The following is a 26,042-nucleotide window of genomic DNA, read 5'->3' on the forward strand; positions in this document are numbered from 1 at the left end:
AGAAAGGGTGAAGATAATGAAAGTTCTTATTGTTGGTGCCAATGGGCAAATTGGAAAGCATCTGGTTTCATTCATACAGAATCATGACAATCTAGAAGCAAAAGCAATGATTCGCAACCAGGAGCAAGCGTCCCTTTTTAAAGATTTGGGTGCGGAAACGGTCGTGGTGGATTTGGAGCAAGACATTGATCCAATTGCAAAAGCGGCTGAAGGAGTCGATGCGATTGTCTTTACGGCAGGCTCTGGCGGACATACGGGGAAAGACAAAACGATTATGGTTGATTTAGACGGTGCTGTTAAAACGATTGAGGCAGCAAAGAAGGCTGGTGTGAAGCGATTTATCATGATTAGTTCTTTCGATACTAGACGTGAAGCCATCCAGGCGGCGCCGCCGAGCTTTGCTCCATATGTTGCAGCAAAACATTATGCAGATGAATGGTTAAAATCAACAGACTTGGATTATACAATTATCCATCCTGGCGCCCTCACAAATGAGAAGGGAACAGGCCAAATAGAGGCAGCCTTCGAAGTGAGGAGAAATGAAATCCCTCGAGAAGACGTGGCAAGTGTCATCGTGGCTTGCTTAGAAAATGAGCAAACAATCGGCAAGGAGTTTCAGGTAGTGAAAGGAACGAAGGAAATTAAGGATGCAATCGGTTCACTTTAAGGGAAAGTATGGGGGAAATTCTCCTTTACTGAGACACTCGCTAAGGGGGATATAGTCGGTAGGATTGATCCGTTTTTTTAGAATGATGTAGGTCAGAATAATATCTATCTTCGAATCGGAACATCCATATGTGGGTGTTCCAATTCTTTTTCGCTTCTGTTTCCTATGTATTTTAGAGGTATAACCAAGTATTCTTATGCAAAGCCATTAATCTAGGGGCTTGGGATTGCGAGGTATGCTAAAGTAGTTATGTGTAGATAAGTAGAGTGCACAAAACCTATCGATTTAGGGGGAAGAGATGAAAAAGTGGGGAGTCACTTCTGTTGTATTAGTATTGGTTATCGTCTTAACCGTTTATTATTTCAATACAAAAGAAGTATATGGAAATGATAGAGATTCCATCGAAAAGGTGATTTATTCGATCGAAGGTTATGAAGATCAGCAAATCGAAATTTTGGATATTCAAGATTTTAACGATTATCGATTTGTAGGATTTTTATCGAACAATCATCCATCATACGTTGAATTCTATAAAAATCACAAAGGAAATTATGAATGGAGACATATAGAAACGGACAGTAATGACTCATTAGGTTTTTTCCTTCCTTTCATTCATGATGATTTAAACATGATGGTTGTAACGAATTACGAAAATGAAATCGCTAAAATTCAAATAGATGTGAATGGAGAAAGCGTAGAACAAGAATTTACTCCTCTAAATGCTTCGGTCACCTGGATTGAATTACCTCAATCAGATTCTAGAGATTATGAGTTTAAAAATTATCGATATTACGATAACGACGGTCATTTAATTTTTGGAGAATAGGATGTAACTACTAAACTTTGTAGTTGGTTACGAACGAATCTGTAAAGGGTGAGAAGACCAAGGACTAGGGAGCAAAGGCAAAGGCAAAAAAGGAGATACATAATGTTCAATCAAAAAAGACTAAGAGACTATGGGGTTATAATCGGGCGTTTAGAGCCGGGGAAAAAGAATGCAATTACTGATGTCGAAGGAGTCACCGTCGGTCATGTGACACTAAGTGATAACGACAAACAAACAGGTGTCACAGCGATTCTGCCGCATCAAGACAATATTTTTAAGGAAAAACTGATTGCTTCTAGCCATGTTATTAATGGGTTTGGCAAAACGATGGGGACCATTCAAATGGCAGAGTTAGGCACGTTAGAAACGCCGATTATTTTAACAAATACTTTAAATGTCGGTACAGCAGCAGACGCATTGATTGACTACATGTTAGAGCAGAATCCTGAAATCGGCCGAACAACTGGAACGGTTAATCCTGTCGTTGCGGAATGCAATGATATGCTTTTAAATGATGTCAGAGCAAAGCATGTGAAGTCGGAAGATATCATTCAAGCGCTAGAAAATGCCTCAGTGGAATTTAAAGAAGGAAGTGTTGGAGCGGGAACTGGGATGCTCTGTTATTCCTTAAAAGGTGGGATTGGTTCTGCCTCGCGAATGATGGAGTTGTCACATGGCAAGTACACAATCGGTGTATTGGTCTTATCCAACTTTGGTATCTTGAGCGATCTTGTTATAAACGGGAAGGCAATCGGACAAGAATTAAAGGAAGCTATTCTTGAATCATATAAAGAGGAAGACAAAGGGTCTATTATTGTGATTGTTGCGACCGATTTGCCTTTATCGGAAAGACAACTAAATCGAATCATCAAACGATCAATTACAGGATTATCGAGAACGGGTTCGATTATCACAAACGGAAGTGGCGAGATTGTGATTGGGTTTTCAACGGCACAAAAGATTCCGCATGAAAAACCAAAACACTGTTTAACACTGTCCATGATTCATGAAGAAGAAATGGACCTCGCATTTAGAGCAGTAGGGGAAGCGACCGAAGAAGCGGTGTTAAATTCATTAGTTACCGCCGAGGCGGTGGTTGGTCGTGATGGGAATACACGGCCTGCCTTTAAAGATTTGATTGAAAAGTTTAGTATGTCATTAATGTAAAAAGGACCTAGGTTTAAACTGGTAATAATCGATTTTTAGATTTAATTACAAGAGAAGTTTCTTCGTTGCATCGCAAATTTGCGGTGCATTTTTTTAATAGATCTGAACAGGGAGTTTGCGCTTTTATTATAAAAAAGATTAGAAATATTCTGACTTAACACAGTTAATGATTTATAATTTAATTAAGCAATATAAAATGGTTGCCATTAGGGGCGATGAAGATGAGTAAAAAAATGTTTATAGCCATACTCAGTTTAGCGTTAGTCGGAGTAATGTATTTTGCAGCATTCCGTCCTGCCAAACCTGCTCATACAGCTATTAATACGATACCAGTTACATCCCTTGAAGAAAGTATTTGCGAAAACGTGGCAGCACAGTTTGGTGATTGCAAAAGAATTCTTTTGTTTGACACTAATTCCAATTTAGTTTTTGCCGAAAGTAGTTCGGGAATCATCCCTGTACTGACAAATAATGAGTTTACGGAATTTAAAAAGTTTATTACTCCAATGATGGATTTCCAAGAGTTTCGCGAGGAGAAAGCGGAGAGAGGACCGATAGACTGGCGAGTGGACAATGTTCAGAAAGATTTTTCTGTAATATACGGTTTTGCCGAAGACGATGCAAAGACCATCGTCATCAACAGTGAAGGCAATGTCCAGCCTAACAGGTTTTATATCAGAGATAACTTGTGGGTTTGGTATGTTGCTATTCAAAAAGATAAAGTGGAATTGCCAATTGAGGTAACGGTTTATAATGCAAATGGTCAGGTGATTTACGGTGGAGACTAATGCTTGGTAATTTTTGATTATATGCAATCTTAAAATAGAGCATCGGTGAAAGAATAGCTTGGGAGCAGAAAAAAATCTGTTTCCAAGCTATTCTCGTTTTCGTTCTAATTTTTTTTGTAATAGAGCTGATAAGTGAAAATAATACGAACTATAATTATTTTTAAGGGAAAAATCGTTCGTTAATTATGGTAATGTCCCCTTGAATTTAATATGTGTATAAGATATTATAAGCAAAAGGCAAACGATAAGGGGGATTTTAAGTTGTCTGGCATCCAGAGAAAAAAAGTAATGTTACTTGGTTCAGGTGAACTTGGCAAAGAGGTAATGATCGAGGCTCAACGTTTGGGAATTGAGGCCATTGCGGTCGATCGATATGAACATGCTCCTGCTATGCAAGTCGCGCATCGTTCTTATGTTGTGGACATGCTTGATGGAGAAGAACTTCGCAGAGTCATTGAACAAGAGAAGCCTGATTTGGTGGTTCCAGAAATCGAGGCAATTGCAACAGGAACCTTAGTTGACCTCGAGAACGAAGGTTTCCATATTGTACCGACGGCAAAAGCCGTAAACCTGACGATGGACAGAGAAGGCATTCGTCGTTTAGCTAGCGAAGAACTAGGTTTGCCAACAGCAAAATACGCTTTTGCAAACACGCTAGAGGAATTAAAAGTGGCTGTAAGGGAAATTGGGGTACCTTGCGTAATCAAACCGATTATGAGTTCTTCGGGAAAGGGGCAAAGTGTTTGTCGTTCGCTTGAGGAAGTTGAACAGTCTTGGAATGAAGCCATTACCGGTGGGAGAGCCAATAAAAACCGCGTGATTGTGGAAGAGTTTATCCACTTTGATTCAGAGATTACCTTGTTAACCGTTCGTTCAAGTTCTGGTACTTCCTTTTGTCCTCCAATTGGGCATGTGCAAAAGGATGGGGACTACATCGAATCCTGGCAACCGCATGAGATGTCAGAGGAACAACTCCTCGAAGCGCAGGCGGTCGCGAAAACAATCACCGATGCTCTTGGTGGCTATGGACTGTTTGGAGTAGAATTATTTCTTTCAGCTACTGGTGTTTATTTTAGTGAAGTGTCGCCACGACCACATGATACCGGGATGGTAACGATGGCCACACAAGATTTGTCTGAATTTGCGTTACATATTAGAGCGATTTTAGGCTACCCGATTCCACAAATTCAGCTATGGAAACCTGGTGCAAGTCATACGATTAAAGCTCGGGAAGAAAGAAAGGTTTACGAAGTGACTGGAATTTCCGAAAGTTTAGCTGTCCCGAATACACAAGTTCGCGTGTTTGGAAAACCAGAAACAAAAGTTGGGCGACGGATGGCGGTCGTATTAAGCAATGGAAATTCGGTTATAGAGGCAAGAGAGAAAGCAAAGTTGGCGGCTTGTAAACTAGTGGTTCGCTATGATGACGCAAACAGTAAAAAAAACAACTAGACAATAGGGAAAGAAGGACGGATGGATGAAAACAAAAAATCGTTGGTTAATCGCTCTATCGGCAGTTGGGATTCATATTTCAATCGGTTCAGTTTACGCTTGGAGTGTTTTTACAAAACCCCTTCAACAACAAATGGGCTGGGGGTTGAAGGAGATTTCCTTTACGTTTAGCTTGGCGATCTTATTTTTAGGATTATCGGCAGCCTTTTTAGGACATTTTGTTGAGAAGTTTGGTCCGCGAGCCGCGGGAACCTTAAGTGCGTTGTTTTTTGGTACAGGGGTGGCTGGGGCAGGGTTAGCGATTCACCTAGAATCATTGATGTTACTATATTTATTTTATGGAATGATTGCTGGAATTGGGTTAGGAGTCGGTTATATTACACCTGTTTCGACGTTAGTTAAGTGGTTTCCTGACCGAAGAGGTTTAGCAACAGGGTTGGCAATCATGGGATTTGGATTTGCTTCGATGATTTCAAGTCCGATTATGAATTTTTTAATTGAAACGTACGGCATTTCTAATACCTTTTATCTCCTTGGTGCGTCTTATTTCATTATTATCTTTTGTTCTGCACAGTACCTTGCACCCCCGAAAGCCGGCTGGGTTCCGAAGGGGATGGAAGCAGCAGGGGAAACTTCAGGGAATGTGAAACTGAAAGCAGACTTGCGTCAGTTAACAGCAAATGAAGCAGTTAAAACGAGACAGTTTTGGGCTTTATGGGTGATGTTATTTATTAATGTCACTTGTGGAATTGCCATCCTTGCTGTTGCATCGCCGATGGCCCAAGAACTAGTTGGAATGTCGGCGGCTGGGGCAGCGACAATGGTTGGAATCATGGGGTTATTTAACGGAGGCGGAAGAATTGCATGGGCATCCATCTCTGATTACATTGGAAGACCCAATGTTTATACGATATTTTTTGCTTTTCAAGTTATAGCCTTTTTCTTGCTTCCCAATCTTACAGTCGGTTTGCTATTTTCGATTACGGTTTACTTGATTATGACTTGTTATGGTGGTGGATTTGCCTCTATTCCGGCCTATATTGGCGATTTGTTTGGAACAAAGCAACTCGGTGCTATTCATGGATATATTTTGACCGCTTGGGCTGCTGCTGGTCTTGCAGGACCAATATTTGTATCTTGGGTGAGGGAAACAACAGGAAGTTACCAAGGAACTTTAGTCATTTTTTCAGGGATTTTTATTTTAGCTCTTGCGGTTTCTCTTCTCATACGTCTTGATATTAGAAAATTAAGAGTGGCCAACGAAAAGCAATTCATCAAAAATGCAGGGTAGGGTTGAACCAATATCCTTCGCAACCAAAAAAGGCTGTTGCTACAGCCTTTTTTTGGTTGGGTGATAACTGCTTTAGTAATTAGGCAACGTATAGGATTTAACCATCGGGTAATGCGAGTAATAGGATAAACGTGGTTGAAACTAGCAACAAGAAGATGCATTTGAATTATTCTCTTCAACATCTGCCTTTGTGTAAAAAAACTCCCACTCGTTCCCATCCGGGTCGTGAACCCAAAATTTGTCTTGGCGAGCGTAACAACATGTGGTGTTTATTTCCTCTAATTGTGATAGAATTCCATTTTCGGCAAGTCTATTCTTATGTGCCATTACCTCTTCTGTGCTTTCAACTTGAAACCCAAAATGACCAACCTGATTTCCGCTTACTTCATCTCGTAGATTCAGCGTAAAGTTTAATCCTGGCGTTTCAAGTAGGAACTTAGCATAATCAGCTTTTTCCTTAACGGGTTTCGTACCAAATAATTTGCTATAAAACTCAATGGATTTTTCTAAATTTGTGATGTTTAGGCCAACGTGTACGTATTTCATATCATTTTCCTCCTAGTATTCAATTTATTTTGATTTAATATAACTAAGCTAACTTCAACAGCAAACTTCGGAACTACTGATTTTACAGCAATTTGACCTAGAGACTACGGACCTCTTTTGTGTTTGTTTTTTCTGTAGTGCATGTAAGAAACTTTTATAGAATGGTTTGTTATTCTTGGTCAAATATCTATTCGCTGATATTTCTTTCTCCATTTCTTCTTTTTTCATTTCATAATAATATTTTAATTCCATGTCATTAAAGTACATCTAACCCTCTCCTTTTACTTGTATTATACAAGTATTTATTTAGTTAAAAGAGCAAGTGATGATCCTTGCTCAAATTAACGGTTTACAACAAACAGTTGATTTTGACATTGCTTCATTTAGAAGCTTTATTGATTTTATGACCATTTCTTTTTCGAACTCACTCATATTTGAAAACACTTCGTTCAGATATTCGTTCATATCGGCATCAATCTTTGCTGCAACATAGTTTCCCTGCGTAGTTAGCGATAGTTGAGATACACGTCTATCTTCAGGGAGGGGCGTTTTCACAACCAGTTCCATTTTAACAAGCGTTTGTATTTGCCGGCTAAAGGTAGTGATATCCATCCCCAATGTTTCAGCCACCTGTTGCATAGAAGGTTTGTGATTGCGCAGAATTTCATAAAGAATATGACTTTGGACAAGGGATACATCATTACTACCGATTTGACAACAATTTTTATTCAATAGACCAAAGCGCCTTGTCATTGTTTGAAATAACTCTCTAATATTTTCCATTTCTTCCACCTCTAATTTATTTATACGTGAATTATTTGTAAAATGCAACCTTTTGCCGAAAATATTTTTTTAGGTTTTGGGGGAATCAATCCAAGGATAAAAGGAGACTGGTAACCACGGTGAATAACTAAGTGTTCAACTAAAAAATGGTGCCAAGCATCCCTGCGTATAATTGAGATCATGGCACCATACTGTTTAGATTTTTATTTACTGGAGGTTGCTTGCCGCTCTGGTACTGATTGTAAGAATGCTTGTAGCGATTGTTTATTCTGTGGAAAATCGATTTCTAGTACATCCCCAAGAGTGTCATGGTGTTTATTTTCAAAACTTCCATCTTCGGGGATGCGTAAAGCTTCAATTTCTCTCGTTTCTTTTGTTAAAACATCTTTCCCAATACTCAATAAGGTAGAAGTGTGAATATTTGTATCGATGTATGTATGTAACAGATTTAAAAGTTCGGGAAGTTTGGCCACACTTTGTAGACCTACAGCTTCTTCTTTTAGTTTGGAGATGACTTCTTGTTGTCTTTGTACACGACCAAAATCGCTTAAGCGATCCTGCCGAAAACGAACATATCCTAGCAATTCTTTCCCTTGCAATTGCTGCTTGCCTTTTTCTAACGTCATCTCGATTCCATCAGACATCTCATAGGGGATATCTACTTCAATTCCATTGGGAACAAGAAGATCAACCGCTTTTTCAAATCCTTCAAAATCAATCATCGCATAATAATGGAGGTTTACCCCGAAATTTTCCTTAATCGTTTCACGTAATAATTCAGGACCACCGAAAGTGAAGGCAGCATTCAATTTTTGCTGTCCATAATTTGGGACCGAAACAAGCATATCACGCATAAGCGAAATAAGTTTGATTTGGCGAGATTGAGGGTCATAATGGGCAATCATAATCGTATCTGTGCGAGCGTGTTCTTCCCCGCGGGAGTCACTTCCTAATAACAGAACATTCACTTCATCTAGTGTATCTTCCTCTCCTTGAAAGACTAAATTGTCTTCTCCCTTATACGAATTGTTGGATTCGTCCTTCTTGAATGGTTGATTAATACTTTTTACCGCGCCTTCTATGGATTGAATGATAGTAAATAGACCCACCATAAAGATTCCAAAGAGAAGAAAGACGCCAACAACTCTACCCCACTTTACTTTAAATCTTCTCTTTTTTCTCCGTGACAAAACGTGCACCCCATCTAGCTAAAGTAGTAGAGCCAATAACAATATCCCCGTGTTCCCGAAAGAGAATCGACATATTCCTACAACTCTTGGAGTATCATTATTTCATAAATTAATTTCAGCCTATTGAATATCAGATTACAATTTGATGACAGCGATAGGTTACTAATCCCAACATAAGGGGGGAGGGGCAGAGGGCGGTACAAAAAAATAGTGCCAGGCAACCCTCTCCATATAGTGGGAGGTTCCTGGCACTATTTTTTTACCTATAATGATGAATAGTTGCACTTTAGGTTTAATAAACCATTTTGGGACAAGGAACCTGTCCCCTTGTCCCACCCTTGTGGTATAATTTCATTAGTCTTAATAGTCAGAAAAGTATAGAGGAGGAACATGATTTGGAGCATATTTTGGTGGATACGCAAAATGGGGTTCGGACATTGACACTTAATAGACCTGAGCGTCTTAATGCGGTTAATGATAAACTTAGCACGGAGATTATTCAGGCTATTGCTGAGGCCTCAGCTGATGATGAGGTCCGTGTTGTCGTGATTACTGGGAGTGGGAGAGGATTTTGTGCTGGTCTTGACTTGATGGATTATTCGAAGCGGGATGCGTCTACAGAGTCTCGGCATAAAAAGTTGGATGACTTGGGTTGGGTTGGTCATCAAGCGTTAGGGATTGTTCATTGTGACAAACCGGTTATCGCGGCCATTAATGGAATTGCTGCTGGGGCAGGACTCGCATTAGCTCTTGCCTGCGACATGCGCTTTATGTCAGAGGGGGCAAAGGTAACAGCTGGATATATTCGGCGTGGTCTCAGCCCAGATGCGGGCATGACTTATTTTTTACCGAGATTGGTGGGACAGGCGAAAGCTGCGGAATTGATCTATACAGGTCGGGACATCCTTCCGGAGGAGGCAGAACGGCTTGGGTTAGTGAACGGGATCTTCCCTGAGGAACAATTTCAAGAACAGGTGATGAGCTTTGCGAGGACATTAGCGGAAGGACCACCGGTTGCGATGACGCTTTCGAAAAGATTGCTTGCCGCCAGCCAGGATACAGATTTAACGACCATTCTAAAACAAGAATACTCGTCGATAAAAGTATGTTTTGGAACGCAAGATGTCCAGGAAGGTATTCAAGCCTTCGCCGAAAAAAGAAAGCCTGTTTTTAGAGGGAAGTAGTTTTCGCAACAAAGACACCTATTTGTTTCATGATTCGAAGAAGAATCTTCATGTATTGATGGAGATTCTTTTTGTATTTTAAATGTCCTTATACGTTAAAAATAGCTCATGTTTAATTGTGACCAAGCTTATGTTATAGTAAAAACTTAGGATAATTACGACAACTTTTGCTCATAATTGAACGGATGCCAAAAGCCTCCGCCTAGCGATAAATGATGGAGGGATAAGAAAATGAATAAACGATGGACAATTGATAAAATTAAAGAATTTGTTGAGAACAATTCGGAAAGTAAATTACTTACGACGGAGTATCACGGCTTTTCTCAAAAGTTATTATTTAAATGTTCATGTGGGAGCAATTTTGAAAAGACCTTTAAGAAATTTAAAGATAATCACCAACGTAAATGTGACGAATGCCAACCACCAAAAACATCACGCTAAAAAAACTGCCGATTTCAATTGAATAAAACGATAAGTGATGGCGTTAATCCGAGAAGGGTTAACGCTTATTTTTTTGAACGAAGCAGATACAAATGGAAGTGGTGTGCCTGTACAAAGCTATAGTAAATATAAACCAGAAGGAGGGGGAAAGTTATAAGAAGGAACCTCTGAAAAAATAATTAAATCATGTTAAGGAACGGAGGAATGACTATGGCTGTTGAGGCTCAAGAGACACGATACTGTGAAAATTGTAACGTAGAAACACTCCATCAGGCATATGAAGATGCTCTGGAAATAGAGTACCGTTGTGTAGAATGTAATGAGAGGACGGAGATTGTTAAGTCTTTCTTTTAACATTCATATCAGGACCAAATCCATATGTCAGGGGAGCATTTGCTCCCTCGTTTATGGAAAAACCGTCTGCAATCCGTTCTGAAAAATGTTTTCATCAAATTTAGAGAGGTATTCGCTCAAAGGAAAACCTTGATAAAACTTTATTTTTTATCTATTTTTCACCTCTACTGACTAGGGAGTTTGGGAATTCACGTCCGCCCTCATCACGTATGATTGATGTATAATGGTTTTACGTTTAGATAATTAAATTAAAATTAAGTTGGGGAGTTACTAGGGAAGAGTATGAAGAGATACAAGCTAAAAAAGAATTTTAAAGGGATTAAAAGAGGTACACAATTCTATTTGATTGCAGAATCTGAATTCATAGGGATAAAGGAGTTTGTCTTACGCTCAGAAGACTTATCGCAGCGGCTTTCTATTAATGATAGTGAGTTGCGAAAGAATTTTTACCTTTTAAGAGAATAAGGTTAACAGCATAAAATGAAATGGGGTTGTTGACAAATAGGAGATTACGTTTTATTATTATCTCATATTCAAGATAACTTAATTCGAGATTAACGGAACCAAGATTTATTCTAGGAGGTGATTTAATGGAGAGGATATGTACGAACTTGCCCTTTTTAGTCTTGATGCAAACATCTAAAAGAGTGCATGATCGAATTAAGGAAGAAATGACAAAAAATAAGTTAAGTATTACTGAATTTTCTGTTTTAGAGGTCCTTTACCATAAAGGGAGGCAAACGATTCAACAAATTGGAAAAAGCATATTGATTTCTAGTGGTTCAATGACCTATGTGATAGATAAGTTGGAAGAGAGAGGCTTGGTAAGTCGTAATGCCTGTCCAGATGACCGACGCGCCATTCATGTTCTTTTAACCGACCAGGGGAATACAGTGATGAATGAAATCATGCCAACCTATCATGAGTTAGTTTCAGATATGTTTGGTTCACTTAGTGATGATGATGCAGAAACCTTTGTGCAGCTTTTAAGAAAAGTTAAGGAAAGAGTTTAAATTTTTTTTGGTAAATATCTCGATTTGAAGATAAATGAATTCAAAACAAATGAGGGGGAACTTAATTATGATAGATGTTGGTTTGTTGATGATAAGATTGGTGATTGGTTTGTTATTCGTGGGTCACGGCGCTCAAAAATTGTTTGGTTGGTTCGGTGGTTACGGATTAAAAGGTACAGGTGGTTGGTTTGAATCGATTGGACTGAAACCAGGAGTAACGATGGCACTATTTGCAGGATTAGCAGAACTCGTTGGCGGTGTTTTGTTTGTGTTAGGACTATTCACTCCACTTGCTGGAATCATAATTGCTGGAACAATGATAATGGCAATCATTAAAGTGCATGGTGCAAATGGATTATGGGCAACATCAAACGGGTACGAATTTAATTTAACATTGCTTGTTGTTGCGATTGGGATCGCTTTAATCGGTCCAGGTCAGTATGCTTTAGATACATTTTTATTCTAATATATCTCGAATTAGAGATTCTTGGATTTAGATAAAAAGATGGAGACTTTAATCTTATAAGCAGGAAAAAAATAAGGTACAACCAAATCCTACAATTTAAAGGAGTGTTAATCAATGAGGAAACAAACAATGGGGATTCACCATATCACAGCCATTGTCGGTCACCCGCAGGAGAATGTCGATTTCTATGCCGGTGTATTGGGTCTGCGTTTAGTGAAACAAACGGTTAACTTTGATGATCCTGGTACGTATCACCTTTATTTTGGAGATGAGGGTGGAAAGCCGGGAACAATCATTACGTTTTTCCCATGGGCGAATGCTTATCAAGGGAAGATTGGAGATGGCCAAGTAGGGGTTACTTCTTATGTTGTTCCAAAAGGAGCCATCTCATTTTGGGAAAAGAGACTTACAAAGTTTAAAGTTTCCTTTTCAAAAATGGAGCGGTTTGGAGAGCAATCTATAGGGTTTGATGACCCGCACGGTCTTCACTTGGAAATAGTCGGAAGAGAAGAAGGGGAAACGAATACTTGGTCCTTCGGAGAGATAACACCTGAAGTGGCGATAAAGGGTTTTGGCGGGGCAACACTGTTATCGGCACAGCCTAACAAAACAGGTGAATTATTAGAAAAAGTCATGGGGCTTGAGTTCGTCGGGAAAGAAGGAGACTTCGCTCGTTACCGTTCGACTGCAGATATTGGAAACATTATTGACCTAAAATTATCCTCAATTGGACGTGGGCAAATGGGGGTTGGAACCGTGCACCATATTGCCTGGAGAGCCATTGATGACCAGGATCAATTGGATTGGCAACGGTATGTGGCAGCCAATGGATATGGTGTGACTTCCGTAAAGGATCGTAACTACTTTAATGCGATTTATTTTAGAGAGCATGGTGAAATTCTCTTTGAAATTGCCACAGACCCACCAGGATTTGCTCAGGATGAATCGAGTGAAACGATGGGAGAGCAATTGATGCTACCAGCACAGTATGAATCACATCGTGAACAGATTGAGAGAGGTTTGCTTCCGTTTAAGGTTAGAGTTTTAGATTGATTAGGAACTAGGAAGCAAGCTGATGTTGCCGACATGGCTTGAATCAAAAAGAGAAGAATTAAAGGCGACCTTACCTGCTGTTATGGTGCGATGAAGAAAGGAGATGCAAAATGAAACACGTATTTCAAAAAGGGAAAAACCCTTCTAAACCGACGCTATTATTGCTACATGGAACCGGAGGAAACGAGTTAGATTTGCTCCCGCTTGCAGGCAAAATTGACGATGAAGCAAACGTATTGAGTGTTCGAGGAAATGTCTTGGAAAATGGAATGCCTCGATTCTTTCGAAGGTTGGCTGAGGGCGTATTTGATGAAGAGGACTTGATTTTCCGTACAAAAGAATTAAATGAGTTTCTCGATGAGGCTGCGGAAAAATATGAATTTGACCGTGACAATATTATCGCCATTGGCTATTCAAATGGAGCGAATATCGCAGCTAGCTTATTGTTCCATCATCAACATGCACTAAAGGGAGCGATTCTCCATCATCCAATGGTGCCAAGAAAAGGAGTGGAACTTCCAAATTTAACTGGAAAGTCCGTGTTTATTGCCGCAGGAACAAATGACCCGATTTGTTCACCGTTGGAATCATCAGAATTACAGGATATGTTAACAAAGGCGAAAGCAAACGTTGCTCTTCATTGGGAAAATCATGGTCATCAGCTTACACTTACGGAAGTAGAAGCTGCCGCACAGTGGTATAAGAAAATTTAAATAAATCATAATAATTAATGGAGGATTCATCATGTTTAAAACAGAAATAGGCGCATTTATTTTACGAATTACATTGGGCGTAATCTTTTTCATTCACGGGTTAGTAAAATTTCAAGATGGGATAGAGAATACAGTCGGTTGGTTTACAAGCATTGGTCTGCCAGGATTCTTGGCCTATGCAGTTGCGGGTATCGAATTAGTTGGCGGACTTGCGTTAATCATTGGGATAGGAACAAGAATTGTGTCAGCTTTGATTGCGATCATCATGATTGGGGCAACGCTTAAGGTTAAGCTCTCTCTTGGGTTGCTAGGAAATGGCCAAATGGCTGGGTATGAATTAGATTTAGCATTTTTGGCTATGGCTATTTATCTTGCCATCAATGGAAGTAAAATGCTCTCTGCTGGACAATTAATCTTTAAAAAAGATTCAACCAGCTCGACTTCAAAAGCCGCTTAATTTTATTTTATTGAGGAAAGCAAGAACCTAGAGGAGGAGTACGAAAATGAGTTTTTTATCTAAATTATTTGGAAAACCAAACATAAAGGAGACAGAGAAAATGGAAAAGGTTAAATTAGCAGTCGTTTTTTACAGCATGGGTGGAACAAATTATCAACTATCAAAATGGGCTGAAGAAGGAGCAAAAGAAGCAGGTGCTGAAGTTAGAGTCTTAAAAGTACAAGAATTAGCACCTGATTCTGTGATTGAGGGAAATGAAGTGTGGAAAAACACAGTAGATGCAACAAAAGATGTTCCAGTAGCAACAGGGGATGATATTGAATGGGCGGATGCCATTATCTTTAGTGTTCCAACTCGATTTGGAAACATGCCTTCGCAAATGAAGCAATTCCTAGATACTCAAGGCGGACTATGGGCAACAGGCAAAACAGTGAACAAGGTAGTCAGTGCGATGACGTCTGCACAAAATCCACATGGTGGTCAGGAAGCTACACTTCTTTCATTGTATACATCCATGATGCATTGGGGCGCGATTATCGCGACTCCAGGTTATACCGACCCTGTTCTTTTTGCAGCAGGGGGAAATCCATACGGCACAAGTGTAACAGTTGGCCAAGATGGCAAAATGATTGAAGATGTTCAAGCAGCGGTTAAACATCAAGCTAAACGTACGGTGACTGTGGCGGAATGGGTTAAGAAGGGGAATCAATAGAGTCGAAGAAATCTAGTGGGACAAGGAGCAGGTATTGAATCTGACTCTTTGTCCCGCTTTTTTTACTTCAAATAATTTTCATACTTAGGGTACTTTGGAATATATGTACCACCCCCAGCCAGAGGTTTCTTTGTTTCAACATCATATACGGCATATCTACCTTTAAACTCTTTTTCTGTATCCTTAAAGGAAAAAAAGAAATAAACTTGCCTGTGTGGACTAATCGTCTGATGATAATTTATATCTATATCAGGGTAGGTATAGTGAATATTCGCGTCCCAAGTTATATAATCAAACTCTTCCACTTCATGAAACAGTACCTTTTTTCTAATATTCACTGATGCATCAGGAATTTCTTTGAAAAGAATTGTATCCAGGCCATTTTGCATATGTATGTTTCCCTTATATAACCTCTGATTTCTTTTGTAAAATTCCTGGTTTACAGGATATTTTCTTTCCCTCAATGCTTGATAAAATTCATCTACTGTTTCAGTAAACACTTCACCCCTGTTTTCAGGATGAAGATAGTTCACGCTTTCTAACCTGTCATTCTCCACAACCTCTGCATGTACGTTCGTCCCGATAATCCCGACAATAAGAAAAATGCTTAAACAAAACTGACATAAGACGAATAAAGCTTTCATGGAAATAAAGATCCTCCTCTTTAGTGCAACAATGTTGGAGTATTATTCCCTAATGTGAAAAGGAAAATTATTAGCGATCAGAACCCCGTTTCTCATTTTTGTCTCCTAGTGGATACTGGGACAATGAACCTGTCCCCTTGTCCCTGGCGAGAGAAAAAACACTAAATTTACGTTCTGTTCATATTTCCCTTACAATGAATCGTTACAATGAAAGTACATTAGTCGAGGGGAGAGAAGTAGATGAGAACAAAATGGGCCCATCACCTGTATCAAGTTGAATGTGACTTGTTTTTATCTATTAACAATCGTTTTGACCAGAAAAAATTAAATGTATTCTTCCACAAAATCACCCATCTCGGTGGAGCGACCGCAACAATTAGCCTGCCTATCCTCTTCATGTTGTGCTTTGATTTCCCCCTGAAGATATGGGGATTTGAAATGGCATTTGCGCTTCTATTCAGTCATCTCTTCGTAGTCATTATGAAAAAAATTTACCCTAGAACCCGTCCATATCTCTCTGTAGCAAATGCTAGAGTGGTGCATAATCCACTTCAGGATCATTCCTTTCCATCTGGGCATACGACTGCCATTTTCTCGATTATTACTCCTTTAATCATTCATATGCCGATACTAAGCCTTTTTCTATATCCGCTTGCGTGTTGCGTCGGTATTTCTCGTGTATTTCTTGGTTTACACTATCCCTCAGATGTATTAGCTGGTGCATTTGTAGGTACGTTTTTTGGGGGATTAGCCATCTACATTTTTTAGGAAAAGTGAAGGGGGAAAACACATGAAAATTGCGTTTTTTACTGACACCTTTACTCCTCAGGTAAACGGAGTGGCTCGAACATTTCAAAGGTTTGCCGAATATTTAGATGAGAAGAGGATTGAATATCGCTTTTTTGTACCAGAGACAGATGAAAATCTGTTCTCCACGCAAATATTCAGATTTACAAGCATACCCTTTTTTATCTACCCGGAATGTAGATTGGCACTTCCTAATGTCATTCATATCAAAAAAGAACTCGAAAAATTTCAACCCGACTTAATCCATATCGCAACTCCATTTAATATGGGGTTAACAGGGTTAGTCTATGGAAAGAAACTAAACATTCCAATGGTTGGCTCCTACCATACTCATTTTGATCGATACTTGGAATATTATGATTTGCAATTTCTTTCTAGCTTCATGTGGAGATATATGAACTGGTTTCATCAATCCTTTGAGAAAACATTCGTCCCATCTATGGAAACCAAAAAAGAGGTGGAAAGCAAAGGCTTTTCAAATGTTCATATATGGAGTAGGGGTGTCGATTGTGATACCTTCCACCCGTATTTTTCCTCCTATAGATTAAGAGAGAAGTATAAGATCAAAGACCCTTTTTTATTGAGCTTTGTTGGCCGCTTAGCACCTGAAAAGGATCTCGATCTATTAATGAAGGCTGCTCACCAACTTCCTGAATCCATAAAAGAGAAGGTTCATTGGCTGATTGCCGGGGATGGTCCACTTTTGGAAGAATTACAAAAAGAAAAACCTCCCAATATGACTTTTGTAGGATATTTAAAAGGTGAACAGTTAGCTGAGTTGTATGCAGCTTCTGATCTCTTTGTCTTTCCTTCGACCACAGAAACGTTCGGAAATGTTGTTTTAGAAGCAAATGCTTGTCGGACAGCTGTCATTGGGGCAAGAGCAGGTGGGGTCCAAGAAATCATTCGTCATGGAGAGACTGGTTTATTATGTGAACCAAGAAGTGTAGAGGATATTGTAAATAACATATGTCGTTTGATTGATCATCCATCCCTGTTAAAGCGGATGGGGTTGGAAGCTAGGAAATTCTCTTTAAGCCAATCGTGGGATACCATTTTTTCAGATTTATTGCTTCAGTATGAGGAGGTTATTGAACATAATCAGCAGTGCAAAGTAGCCAATCTCTAAACTTGTTAAATGAATGAAAAATCAGCATAGGATTTTAACATCAATCTTTACGAATACAGCCTTTTGAATAGGATGTGTTGAGGAATGGTTAAAAAAATCTGCATGAATGTTCTTATCATTATGGCTTATTTATATTTAAGTTAAAAAAGTTTATTTGAACTAATATAGTACTAGGGCTGATTATCCCTCGCTTAAATTGTGGGTTAGTCATAATAAGCTTTTAAGGTGACAGTAGGCATCTCCTGTTTATTGGGAGAGGCCTGTCGCCTAATAATGAAAAGAAGTCATCACATCTAAACCGGTATACATCTGGGACAAGGAACCTGTGCCCTTGTCCCTATTTTTTTTTGAGCTTTTTCCGAACAAGGGAGATTAAGAAGAGAAAAGGGATGTAACCAAAAAGAAAGGTAAGTCCACTATAATCGACAATTTTGACCATAAGATGGGAATATTGGATTGCGGTCAATTGGTTATTCACAAAATGAAATATGGCAAGTAAACCAACTAATAGATAAGTCGGTTTCGCCTTTGGGATTGTCAATTTGATGGACCTAATGGCCGACCACAAATAGATACAGATCACAGGCATCACCACTAAGAGCCATGTAAAAATGAATATAAACTCAAACCGCTCTAGAATTGGAAACTGAATGATTTTAATCATGGTCAAAATTGGCCATTCTAAATGTTCCAGCTTTTCTTGCGTAAAAAAGACAAAAGCAAAAAGGGTGAAAAAAGTATATAAAAAAGTGGTAAATAATAATGCAAAATGCCCCCATTTGGTCGACTTTTCGCGATCTTTAATGAATGGAAAAAAAACGAGTACATTTTCAAATCCTAAATAGATTGGTGCCGCCTCTTTCGAAGAGATTAAATAGTCCTTCACTCCGTATTGAAACAGAGGGATGAGATGGGAATAGTTAGCGTAATCAAGTAAATATAAAAGTGAAAGCAACAAGAAACTTGGAATAACGACTCCCCAGTAAGCAATGGCCGTTATAACCCTAAATCCTCCCACTACAATATAATAAATAAGAGCAGAAAATAGTAATGAGAATTCCCAGCTAGGGATTCCATCAAACACCCAAATCTGGAGAATATCAATATAGGTGTATAAAACGTATAGACTGAGGAGCGAAAAATAAATCGCCAGTATGAGATTTAACAGTCCACCAATGACCTTTCCAAACACATCTCTATGGAAGGAGAGGATGTCACCAGCACTTGCTTGCTTCAAGATAGAGAGCATCATTAAAAAGAGAACATGCATCATTAAGCCTAAAGCTAAAACGGGAATCCAGGCATCATGGCCTGCTCCCTTAATAATATTGGATTGAAATTGTAAAAAAAGTACCCCAGTTTGTGTACTTTGCATCAAAAAGAATAGAAAGTAGGGCGATACCATTTTATTTGCTTTTACCATCGAGTTCATAAGAATCCATCCTAATTAAGCTAGCCTTCAAGGCCAGAATGTAAAATTACCAAATTTACGTTTACATGGATTGGTAAGGTTGAATATAGCTCATAAAAGGATTCCTCCTCCCAAGTCCTATCCTTAGATCGGACAATACTTCCAATTCCAAGGGGGTCAACCTCATTTTCTTGAAAGGTTGTCAGTAACTTCCCAATCTCTTTTTCTAAGTTTTCTTCAATTAACTTCTGCATCTCCGTTACAACTTTCGTTTGTTCTACATCAAATCGATCTGGATACTGTGTAAGAGTCATTTGGAGTTGTAAACGAAGATTTAATTTTTTCTTTTTTTGATCCCAATCCCAATTGCTTTTACTGTGGAAGGCACGGGCCGTGATAACTTCACTTTTGTTGTTCTTATTAAGCACCATTTTATAGGTTGCTTGTGTGCGTTTATCTTCAATAAATGAAAATAAAGTGGTTTGATCGGGATTTAATTGGAGCTTTAGTTTGTCCTTCTTAAAAATCCCTAACCCATCAATCTTTACTTGATCCTTGTCGTCAATCGTTACCATCGGCACATAAGCGTCCACTCCCTTTCCATAAAAGTTATTTAAAAATTCATGAAGGTTCATATTGGGAAGATACTGTCCCTGCATATTCTGTTGGATTCGCTCAGCTAAGGTAAGTGATTTTTCCTTTTTAAATGTGTTCAACGTATTCCTAGCAGAATCTGTAGAAATAACGATTTGAATATGAGTCCCAAGCTGAGGGGTAAGGATAAATCGTTCCACCATATCTTCAATGCCTGCTTCGGCATAGCTTTTCCCGAATACCAAAACCCTGATTTTTGCCAGTTCAACTGGTGTACTGGTATGGGTCGACATTTTTGGTACAAAAAGAACACTAGTCGATGCTTTTTCTTCCAGCGCTTGAATCTGTTCACCGTCTTGGCTTTTGGTGTAATCAGGTATGAGCGCCGTCCCGGCTAATTCACCATCCTCTGCTAAATCGAATCCAAAAACATGAACAATACTAATTTTATCGATAATTCTTGTTCGTGTGCAGCCAAAAAGACTAACGAAACAAACCAAAATTAAGCAAAAGACTTGATACTTTTTCCATTTTTTCATGATAATTCAGCCCTTAATAAAAAATTATTCCGTATTCAGCCCTTCTTCGGGGTCTTTATCTGCAATCGGAGAATATCTCTTTACACTCAAAGGTCTCAAATACCAAGGACGTTTCGCATATTTTATATGGTTGGGTCTTACAAATGAACCGGTAACTCCACCCCTTCGATAAGGATAAAGCGGCAGTAAAAATGGAACTCCTAATGATTTTAGTCGAGCTAAATGTGCGATTAAAAAGGTCAAGCCTACATAAATACCTAACCCTCCCCACACAGCTGCGAGTAAGATAAACGGGTAGCGTAATAACCTTACCGCGTTTGACATTTTATAAATAGGTGTTGTAAAGGAAGACAACGCGGCAAGGGCAACAATAATTAATAAAATAGTACTTGTAAGGGCTGCTTCAACGGTTGCCTGTCCAATTACGATTCCACCGACAATTCCAAGGGTTTGGCCAATTTTTGTTGGGAGCCTTGCCCCTGCTTCTCTTAGGAGGTCAATGGTAATCTCTAAAAATAGCACCTCGATAACAGGAGGGAAAGGAACATTCGCCCGTGAAAAGATAATCGGACCTAATAAATCCTTTGGAATCACTTCAAAATGAAAGGTTAAGATTGCGATATAAAAGGCACTGGCGAAAATCGAAAACAACATCCCAAATATCCGAATTAATTTAAAAAACGACGCAATGACCGATGGAAGGAAGAAATCCTCTGGGTTTGAAAAAAACTCCATCAAGGTGACCGGTCCGATGATTGCATAAGAAGATTTATCACTAACCACAACAACTTGACCTTGCACGAGTGATCCTACTGTTCTGTCTACTCGCTCTGTTGTGATAAATAAAGGAAAAGGGGTTCTAGTATTGTCGGATATCATTTGTTCTAATTGTGTATTATCAAAGGAGATATCGACATCTAGTTCCGTAAGACGTTGTTTCATCGTGTTTACATATTCCGGATTGGTAACCCCATCTAAATAGGCGATTACAACCTTTGTCTTTGCCCTTGTACCTATCGTCATCTCTTCAAAAATAAGGTCAGATGAATGTAGGTGGTCTCTTATTAAATGAAGGTTTGTCGAAAGGTCCTCAATTAAACCAACTTTTGGTCCAATCACACTAAATTCATTTTGAGTATCATTGGTTTCGCGTTGACCCAATCGAGCATAACTAATATTCAGGAGTGCGTATTCCTCTTGTTTGTCCTTAAAATAGACGGCAACCGAACCGGTGTGAAGGGCTTTTTCAACCTCCAGGTACTCCTTAGTGATTTTAATCCCTTCAATTGGAATTATATTCGTTAAATCAGAGAGCTCTTTTATTTCAGACGCTTTTTCCTTTAGAAAAGGCAAAATAGACTTTTGAAGGATGCTTGGATCAATTAGTGTTTTATAAAAACTGATCTGCAAAGGATGATCTTTTTCAAATGGTGAGAGGGTCGTAAAGTCACTTGATTTATTTGCCCTTTCAAACACGTCGCTAATTGTTTTATCTACTGTTTCATAGCTTCTTTTGGGTAATTGTTTCCCTCTCCGCTTTCTAAACATTTCTCCACCTAATCCCATACTAGAATACATTTAGTAAGGTTAGTATTTAACAACAGAATTGGAATTATGTTCAAAATAAGGAAAATACATAAATAAAATGACTTGATCCTGGTTTATACTTACCATTCACCAGGAGTCGGAGTTAATTCTTTAAAGAGCCTTCCAAAAGAGTCAGACTTGAGCTGTTTTTTGTATCTAAAAAAATCAATATAAACAAGATAGAAGTATTCACATTCCTGTTCTTTACTGTTTTCTTCCTTTATTTATGACTATGATAAAAATGAAATATCCTCTATAATCTAGAGAGGATTTAACCTATTAAATAAGAAGGAAAAGGATAAGAAAAAAGAAACAACAAATATAGAACTTCTCGGTTAAGCTTGTTATTGCCTGTTGTCAGCGTAAACAACGTGATAGTGGTTTGGTGGTATAATGAACTTTTTCATTTTAAGAGAGATCTTGTTTTTAATCGTTATTTTAGGATTAGTTAAGGGGATAGAAAAATGAGATCATATAAAGTTACGTTAAGCTTGTTGTTAATGAATTTGTTCATCGCCTTTTTGGGGATTGGCCTTGTGATTCCTGTTATGCCAACGTTGATGAATGAGCTAGGAATTACGGGGACGGTTGTTGGTTATTTAACCGCCACTTTTGCAATTGCTCAGTTGATATTATCACCTTTTGCGGGGAAAGCGGCAGACAAATTCGGCCGTAAAATCATGATTGTCATCGGGTTATTTCTTTTCGGCTTCTCTGAATTTTTGTTTGGATTAGGGAAAGAAATTGAAGTTTTATTTGTGTCGCGGATATTAGGGGGAATAAGCGCAGCCTTTATCATGCCAGCGGTCACGGCCTTTATTGCCGATATCACGACAAAAGAGACTCGTCCGAAAGCACTTGGATACATGTCTGCCGCAATTAGTACAGGATTTATTATTGGTCCTGGAATCGGTGGGTTTTTAGCTGACTTTGGTTCGCAGGTCCCTTTTTTCTTTGCAGGAGGGCTTGGGACCATTGCGGGGGTTTTATCCATTCTATTGCTAACCGAACCACAACGTTCAGAGGAAGAGTATGAAGGTGTATCCATTGAGAAAGCTGGGATGAAACGAATTTTTGCCCCGCTGTATTTCATTCCACTGGTGTTAATTTTCATTGCTTCATTTGGGTTAGCTGCGTTTGAGTCGTTTTTTAGTTTATTTGTCGATCATAAATTTCAATTTACTCCAACCGATATCGCCATTGTAATTACAGGTGGTGCTCTTTTTGGAGCCATTGCGCAGGTCCTTTTATTTGATCGGCTCACCCGAATTTGGGGAGAAATCAAACTGATTCGATATTGCTTGATTTTATCAGCAGTCCTCGTCTTTTTGATGACAGTGGTTCATTCCTATTTTGCGATTTTACTAGTTACGTTTATCGTGTTTGTCGGCTTCGATTTATTCCGACCAGCCGTTACGTCCTATTTGTCTAATATCGCTGGAAGAGAACAAGGATTTATCGGAGGAATGAACTCCATGTTTACGAGTTTAGCCAACATTTTTGGCCCAATTATCGGGGGAATGTTGTTCGACATCAATGTTAACTTTCCTTATTACTTTGCGACGGTTATTTTAATAGTAGGGATTGGGTTAACGCTCCTCTGGAAGAAGCCGGTTCCTGTAAAGCAGAGAGCGGTAGTGTTAGAAAAAGTTTGATAGATTAAGCGTGTTTCCTTTTCGGATTCACGCTTTTTTTATAGGCGTAAGTAGTGAAAAAGAAAATAAGAATTAGGGATGTATCAGTTATCTTAAGAAGTGGTTGATCCTGTTGTGTATCAAACATTCCTTTGACTTTTCCAAAGGTCGATTCTATAATTAAACTGTATTTTTACATAAAGGAGGATTATAAAACATGCATTCTGTCAGACTTCGTTTCGTCGCTTTGAACCAGTAATTGAATACGTTCAAAGACTCTGTTTGTGTAGCAGGGGAAACGGGATAGGTCTGTCCTTTTTATAATCTTCATTTCGTATACAGCTTGATTAGATGAAGAAAGGTGGATTGCTCTGCCTTTCTTTATTTTTTTGTGAAAAATTCTGATAAATAAAGTCGGGCTATGCTTTCTCGTTTGCTCATAATCACAGATTGATGTCTATGCTTATTAAATTAAATACGTATTTAGATTTACTGGGGAATTCAGGTAGTAAAAAAATATTTGTTAAAAGGTCGTGAAATAGATGAACTCAGTAAATGAAAAACGATTTGACCATTGGAAAAAGAACATTATTCTGTTTTTAAGTAGTCAAACCATCTCGCTTTTTGGATCGGCATTGGTTCAATATGCGATGATGTGGCATATCACGCTTAGTACAGAGTCAGGAATGATGATGACATTATTTATCATCTGCGGCTTCATTCCTACTTTTATTTTATCGCCATTTGCCGGAGTGTGGGCGGATCGTTATAACCGTAAAATCCTGATCATCTTAGCAGATAGTTTAATCGCGACAGCGACACTGATTCTAGCCATTGTATTTTTAATGGGATATGATGCAGTCTGGTTGCTCTTCCTAATGGCTGCTATTCGTGCTATTGGAGCTGGTATTCAAACTCCAGCAGTAGGGGCGATTCTACCCCAAATTGTACCAAAGGATAAACTGACGAAAGTGAATGGAATCAATGGAAGTCTTCAAGCAGTCATTATGTTTGTTGCTCCGATTGTAAGTGCAGGCCTGTTAACGATGGCTACACTCGAAGTCATTTTCTTTATCGATGTAATAACGGCGGCGATTGCAATCGTCACATTGCTTGGTTTTCTAAAAATTGCTGCTCATCAAAAAGCAGATGATCAACAACCACTAAGCTATTTTAATGATTTTATGCAAGGGGTAACGTATATAAAAAACCACCATTTTCTGAAACAGTTATTTTTATTCTTTGGTGTGTTTTTTGTCTTGATGGCACCAGCAGCCTTTCTGACTCCACTTCAAGTAGCAAGGAGTTTCGGCGACGGTGTTTGGCGATTGACAGCCATCGAAATCGCTTTTTCCGTTGGGATGATGGTTGGAGGAGGAATCATTGCCTCTTGGGGCGGTTTTAAAAATAAAATTCATACGATGACCCTCGCAAGTTTGTTAATGGGGGTATGTACGTTAGCACTAGGTGTTGTGCCGGTTTTTTGGATTTATTTACTTTTCATGGCTGTCTTCGGAGTTGCCATGCCTGTATTTAATACACCTACAACGGTTTTGCTTCAGGAGAAAGTAGATGAAAGCTATTTAGGAAGAATTTTCGGTGTGTTCGGGATGATTTCCACTTCGATGATGCCAATAGGTATGCTAATTTTCGGTCCATTGGCCGATGTGATCAAAGTCGAATGGCTACTGGTTGGAACAGGCGTATTGATCCTCATCCTTTCACTTTTCTTAGGTGGAAACAAAGTATTGCTGGAAACAGGGAAACCAGTAGTAGAGGAACCAGCTAAGTAGGGTAGACAGAACGAAAAAAGTCTCAGAGTTGATGTTCTGGGGCTTTTTGCATTTTTAGTGCCTGACCCCCAGCCTGCAATTGCGACAGGTTTTGGTCCTAGTATTTTCCAACAATTCGAATGTTTTGAACATGTCACATTCTGGTTTGTGAATTCTATATGAATTAGGAGCATTACAAAAAAACACACATAGGGTTTTTTGAAGCTTATTATTCTCCAGGTGCGATTGCCCAATAAAGGGTAGCTCGTTAAATGTACTGAAAAAAATGAACGGAGGCAATGCTTAGACAAGCATTGCCTCTATCTATCAATGGAAAGCCAACATCATAAACGTTTGACTTGGTGCTTCTTTGAATGGATTGTCCGCCCAAAAGGCAATATTGTCGGGAAACATCCATTATTCTGTTTCATTCGAATTCTTTTTAGCCAGTGCTTGATAACCTAATCCCCATTCTGCCATTACATCGATAAGGGGTCTAAGCGTATTCCCAAGATCACTAAGAAAATATTCTACTCTAGGTGGAACCTCGGCATAAACTTGGCGTTGGATGATGCCATCCTCCTCCATTGAACGTAAATTCTGTGTTAATACCTTCTGGCTTATTCCTGTGATACCGCTTCTCAATTCCCCAAACCTTTTTGTGCCACTCAACAATTCGCGAAGAATTAAAAGTTTCCATTTGTTCCCTATTAATCCAACGGTAGTTGCGACAGGACAAAGAGGTAATTCTTTATTTTTATCCATATGATCCCCCCAATAGTTACTAAAAGGTTACTATACAACCTTAAGGTGCCTACTTTT

26 protein-coding genes are annotated in these 26,042 nt (G+C 38.9%); 18 read left to right on the forward strand and 8 right to left on the reverse strand.

Going from position 1 to position 26,042, the window contains the following annotated elements; translation table 11 throughout:
* Positions 1-16: 16 nt before the first annotated feature.
* From LG336_RS07110 to LG336_RS07135, 6 genes are all read left to right on the forward strand, one after another.
* On the forward strand, positions 17-667 hold the full coding sequence (locus tag LG336_RS07110) for an SDR family oxidoreductase (protein ID WP_404331872.1): 651 nt from the start codon (positions 17-19) through the stop codon (positions 665-667).
* Positions 668-965: 298 nt separating this feature from the next.
* Entirely contained in the window at positions 966-1,493 is a 528-nt protein-coding gene (locus tag LG336_RS07115) for a hypothetical protein (RefSeq protein WP_404331873.1), read from the forward strand.
* A gap of 102 nt (positions 1,494-1,595) precedes the next feature.
* Entirely contained in the window at positions 1,596-2,660 is a 1,065-nt protein-coding gene (locus LG336_RS07120; RefSeq protein WP_404331874.1) for a P1 family peptidase, read from the forward strand.
* 221 nt (positions 2,661-2,881) lie between these two features.
* Entirely contained in the window at positions 2,882-3,448 is a 567-nt protein-coding gene (locus tag LG336_RS07125; protein WP_404331876.1) for a hypothetical protein, read from the forward strand.
* A gap of 288 nt (positions 3,449-3,736) precedes the next feature.
* Positions 3,737-4,900, forward strand: a complete 1,164-nt coding sequence (gene purT / locus LG336_RS07130; protein WP_404333112.1) for a formate-dependent phosphoribosylglycinamide formyltransferase — start codon at positions 3,737-3,739, stop codon at positions 4,898-4,900.
* A gap of 25 nt (positions 4,901-4,925) precedes the next feature.
* A complete protein-coding gene (locus tag LG336_RS07135) occupies positions 4,926-6,191 on the forward strand; it encodes an OFA family MFS transporter (protein ID WP_404331877.1) in 1,266 nt (421 codons plus the stop codon).
* Positions 6,192-6,332: 141 nt separating this feature from the next.
* On the opposite strand, the gene LG336_RS07140 is transcribed toward LG336_RS07135, so the two are convergent.
* The 3 genes from LG336_RS07140 to LG336_RS07150 form a co-directional block, all read right to left on the reverse strand.
* Positions 6,333-6,737 carry an ArsI/CadI family heavy metal resistance metalloenzyme gene (locus LG336_RS07140; RefSeq protein WP_404331878.1) on the reverse strand — a complete coding sequence of 135 codons (405 nt, stop codon included), beginning with the start codon at positions 6,735-6,737 and terminating at the stop codon, positions 6,333-6,335.
* A 336-nt stretch (positions 6,738-7,073) separates the two neighbouring features.
* A complete protein-coding gene (locus LG336_RS07145) occupies positions 7,074-7,520 on the reverse strand; it encodes a MarR family winged helix-turn-helix transcriptional regulator (protein ID WP_404331879.1) in 447 nt (148 codons plus the stop codon).
* Between the two features lie 203 nt (positions 7,521-7,723).
* A complete protein-coding gene (locus LG336_RS07150; protein WP_404331880.1) occupies positions 7,724-8,719 on the reverse strand; it encodes an LCP family protein in 996 nt (331 codons plus the stop codon).
* A gap of 386 nt (positions 8,720-9,105) precedes the next feature.
* Here LG336_RS07150 and LG336_RS07155 point away from each other — a divergent pair, with 386 nt between their 5' ends.
* The 8 genes from LG336_RS07155 (at position 9,106) to wrbA (ending at position 15,103) form a co-directional block, all read left to right on the forward strand.
* Entirely contained in the window at positions 9,106-9,894 is a 789-nt protein-coding gene (locus LG336_RS07155) for an enoyl-CoA hydratase/isomerase family protein (protein ID WP_404331881.1), read from the forward strand.
* 231 nt (positions 9,895-10,125) lie between these two features.
* The gene (locus LG336_RS07160; RefSeq protein ID WP_404331882.1) at positions 10,126-10,335 is read left to right on the forward strand and encodes a hypothetical protein; all 210 of its coding nucleotides are present in this window, start codon (positions 10,126-10,128) and stop codon (positions 10,333-10,335) included.
* Between the two features lie 944 nt (positions 10,336-11,279).
* Positions 11,280-11,702: a MarR family winged helix-turn-helix transcriptional regulator gene (locus tag LG336_RS07165; RefSeq protein WP_404331883.1), complete on the forward strand. Its 423-nt coding sequence runs from the start codon at positions 11,280-11,282 to the stop codon at positions 11,700-11,702.
* A gap of 67 nt (positions 11,703-11,769) precedes the next feature.
* Positions 11,770-12,168, forward strand: coding sequence for a DoxX family protein (locus LG336_RS07170; RefSeq protein WP_404331884.1), 399 nt, complete (start codon positions 11,770-11,772; stop codon positions 12,166-12,168).
* A 114-nt stretch (positions 12,169-12,282) separates the two neighbouring features.
* Positions 12,283-13,221: a ring-cleaving dioxygenase gene (locus tag LG336_RS07175; RefSeq protein WP_404331885.1), complete on the forward strand. Its 939-nt coding sequence runs from the start codon at positions 12,283-12,285 to the stop codon at positions 13,219-13,221.
* Positions 13,222-13,331: 110 nt separating this feature from the next.
* Entirely contained in the window at positions 13,332-13,934 is a 603-nt protein-coding gene (locus LG336_RS07180) for an alpha/beta hydrolase (protein ID WP_404331886.1), read from the forward strand.
* Between the two features lie 31 nt (positions 13,935-13,965).
* The gene (locus tag LG336_RS07185; RefSeq protein WP_404331887.1) at positions 13,966-14,391 is read left to right on the forward strand and encodes a DoxX family protein; all 426 of its coding nucleotides are present in this window, start codon (positions 13,966-13,968) and stop codon (positions 14,389-14,391) included.
* A 100-nt stretch (positions 14,392-14,491) separates the two neighbouring features.
* Complete coding sequence (wrbA, locus tag LG336_RS07190; protein ID WP_404333113.1) at positions 14,492-15,103, forward strand: NAD(P)H:quinone oxidoreductase; 612 nt, start codon at positions 14,492-14,494, stop codon at positions 15,101-15,103.
* A 62-nt stretch (positions 15,104-15,165) separates the two neighbouring features.
* Here the strand turns inward: wrbA and LG336_RS07195 are convergent, their stop codons facing one another.
* Positions 15,166-15,747 carry a hypothetical protein gene (locus tag LG336_RS07195; RefSeq protein ID WP_404331888.1) on the reverse strand — a complete coding sequence of 194 codons (582 nt, stop codon included), beginning with the start codon at positions 15,745-15,747 and terminating at the stop codon, positions 15,166-15,168.
* 240 nt (positions 15,748-15,987) lie between these two features.
* On the opposite strand from LG336_RS07195, the gene LG336_RS07200 reads away from it, so the two are divergent.
* Together LG336_RS07200 and LG336_RS07205 are read left to right on the forward strand one after the other, a co-directional pair.
* Positions 15,988-16,515: a phosphatase PAP2 family protein gene (locus LG336_RS07200; RefSeq protein ID WP_404331889.1), complete on the forward strand. Its 528-nt coding sequence runs from the start codon at positions 15,988-15,990 to the stop codon at positions 16,513-16,515.
* 22 nt (positions 16,516-16,537) lie between these two features.
* Positions 16,538-17,683, forward strand: a complete 1,146-nt coding sequence (locus tag LG336_RS07205; RefSeq protein ID WP_404331890.1) for a glycosyltransferase family 4 protein — start codon at positions 16,538-16,540, stop codon at positions 17,681-17,683.
* A 337-nt stretch (positions 17,684-18,020) separates the two neighbouring features.
* Here LG336_RS07205 and LG336_RS07210 read toward each other — a convergent pair whose 3' ends face one another.
* The 3 genes from LG336_RS07210 to LG336_RS07220 are packed head-to-tail and all read right to left on the reverse strand — an operon-like array spanning position 18,021 to position 21,775.
* Positions 18,021-19,115 carry a GerAB/ArcD/ProY family transporter gene (locus LG336_RS07210; protein WP_404331891.1) on the reverse strand — a complete coding sequence of 365 codons (1,095 nt, stop codon included), beginning with the start codon at positions 19,113-19,115 and terminating at the stop codon, positions 18,021-18,023.
* Positions 19,116-19,135: 20 nt separating this feature from the next.
* Positions 19,136-20,227 (reverse strand): Ger(x)C family spore germination protein, encoded by a 1,092-nt coding sequence (locus LG336_RS07215; RefSeq protein WP_404331892.1) that lies wholly within the window; start codon positions 20,225-20,227, stop codon positions 19,136-19,138.
* 24 nt (positions 20,228-20,251) lie between these two features.
* A complete protein-coding gene (locus tag LG336_RS07220; RefSeq protein WP_404331893.1) occupies positions 20,252-21,775 on the reverse strand; it encodes a spore germination protein in 1,524 nt (507 codons plus the stop codon).
* 503 nt (positions 21,776-22,278) lie between these two features.
* Here LG336_RS07220 and norA point away from each other — a divergent pair.
* Positions 22,279-23,469: a multidrug efflux MFS transporter NorA gene (gene norA / locus LG336_RS07225; protein WP_404331894.1), complete on the forward strand. Its 1,191-nt coding sequence runs from the start codon at positions 22,279-22,281 to the stop codon at positions 23,467-23,469.
* A gap of 521 nt (positions 23,470-23,990) precedes the next feature.
* Complete coding sequence (locus LG336_RS07230; protein WP_404331895.1) at positions 23,991-25,241, forward strand: MFS transporter; 1,251 nt, start codon at positions 23,991-23,993, stop codon at positions 25,239-25,241.
* A 396-nt stretch (positions 25,242-25,637) separates the two neighbouring features.
* Here the strand turns inward: LG336_RS07230 and LG336_RS07235 are convergent, their stop codons facing one another.
* Positions 25,638-25,985, reverse strand: a complete 348-nt coding sequence (locus LG336_RS07235; RefSeq protein WP_404331897.1) for a winged helix-turn-helix transcriptional regulator — start codon at positions 25,983-25,985, stop codon at positions 25,638-25,640.
* Positions 25,986-26,042 lie beyond the last annotated feature (57 nt).

The organism is Mesobacillus maritimus, from assembly GCF_044803185.1.
GTDB classification, from domain to species: Bacteria; Bacillota; Bacilli; order Bacillales; family Cytobacillaceae; genus Mesobacillus_B; species Mesobacillus_B maritimus_B.

What these genes read in the sequence shown, in the direction of transcription:
- LG336_RS07110 (WP_404331872.1), top strand. Translation starts at nt 17, where the DNA reads ATGAAAGTTCTTATTGTTGGTGCCAATGGGCAAATTGGAAAGCATCTG.
- LG336_RS07115 (WP_404331873.1), top strand. Translation starts at nt 966, where the DNA reads ATGAAAAAGTGGGGAGTCACTTCTGTTGTATTAGTATTGGTTATCGTC.
- LG336_RS07120 (WP_404331874.1), top strand. Translation starts at nt 1,596, where the DNA reads ATGTTCAATCAAAAAAGACTAAGAGACTATGGGGTTATAATCGGGCGT.
- LG336_RS07125 (WP_404331876.1), top strand. Translation starts at nt 2,882, where the DNA reads ATGAGTAAAAAAATGTTTATAGCCATACTCAGTTTAGCGTTAGTCGGA.
- purT (WP_404333112.1), top strand. Translation starts at nt 3,737, where the DNA reads ATGTTACTTGGTTCAGGTGAACTTGGCAAAGAGGTAATGATCGAGGCT.
- LG336_RS07135 (WP_404331877.1), top strand. Translation starts at nt 4,926, where the DNA reads ATGAAAACAAAAAATCGTTGGTTAATCGCTCTATCGGCAGTTGGGATT.
- LG336_RS07140 (WP_404331878.1), bottom strand. Translation starts at nt 6,737, where the DNA reads ATGAAATACGTACACGTTGGCCTAAACATCACAAATTTAGAAAAATCC.
- LG336_RS07145 (WP_404331879.1), bottom strand. Translation starts at nt 7,520, where the DNA reads ATGGAAAATATTAGAGAGTTATTTCAAACAATGACAAGGCGCTTTGGT.
- LG336_RS07160 (WP_404331882.1), top strand. Translation starts at nt 10,126, where the DNA reads ATGAATAAACGATGGACAATTGATAAAATTAAAGAATTTGTTGAGAAC.
- LG336_RS07165 (WP_404331883.1), top strand. Translation starts at nt 11,280, where the DNA reads ATGGAGAGGATATGTACGAACTTGCCCTTTTTAGTCTTGATGCAAACA.
- LG336_RS07170 (WP_404331884.1), top strand. Translation starts at nt 11,770, where the DNA reads ATGATAGATGTTGGTTTGTTGATGATAAGATTGGTGATTGGTTTGTTA.
- LG336_RS07175 (WP_404331885.1), top strand. Translation starts at nt 12,283, where the DNA reads ATGAGGAAACAAACAATGGGGATTCACCATATCACAGCCATTGTCGGT.
- LG336_RS07180 (WP_404331886.1), top strand. Translation starts at nt 13,332, where the DNA reads ATGAAACACGTATTTCAAAAAGGGAAAAACCCTTCTAAACCGACGCTA.
- LG336_RS07185 (WP_404331887.1), top strand. Translation starts at nt 13,966, where the DNA reads ATGTTTAAAACAGAAATAGGCGCATTTATTTTACGAATTACATTGGGC.
- wrbA (WP_404333113.1), top strand. Translation starts at nt 14,492, where the DNA reads ATGGAAAAGGTTAAATTAGCAGTCGTTTTTTACAGCATGGGTGGAACA.
- LG336_RS07195 (WP_404331888.1), bottom strand. Translation starts at nt 15,747, where the DNA reads ATGAAAGCTTTATTCGTCTTATGTCAGTTTTGTTTAAGCATTTTTCTT.
- LG336_RS07200 (WP_404331889.1), top strand. Translation starts at nt 15,988, where the DNA reads ATGAGAACAAAATGGGCCCATCACCTGTATCAAGTTGAATGTGACTTG.
- LG336_RS07205 (WP_404331890.1), top strand. Translation starts at nt 16,538, where the DNA reads ATGAAAATTGCGTTTTTTACTGACACCTTTACTCCTCAGGTAAACGGA.
- LG336_RS07210 (WP_404331891.1), bottom strand. Translation starts at nt 19,115, where the DNA reads ATGAACTCGATGGTAAAAGCAAATAAAATGGTATCGCCCTACTTTCTA.
- LG336_RS07215 (WP_404331892.1), bottom strand. Translation starts at nt 20,227, where the DNA reads ATGAAAAAATGGAAAAAGTATCAAGTCTTTTGCTTAATTTTGGTTTGT.
- LG336_RS07220 (WP_404331893.1), bottom strand. Translation starts at nt 21,775, where the DNA reads ATGTTTAGAAAGCGGAGAGGGAAACAATTACCCAAAAGAAGCTATGAA.
- norA (WP_404331894.1), top strand. Translation starts at nt 22,279, where the DNA reads ATGAGATCATATAAAGTTACGTTAAGCTTGTTGTTAATGAATTTGTTC.
- LG336_RS07230 (WP_404331895.1), top strand. Translation starts at nt 23,991, where the DNA reads ATGAACTCAGTAAATGAAAAACGATTTGACCATTGGAAAAAGAACATT.
- LG336_RS07235 (WP_404331897.1), bottom strand. Translation starts at nt 25,985, where the DNA reads ATGGATAAAAATAAAGAATTACCTCTTTGTCCTGTCGCAACTACCGTT.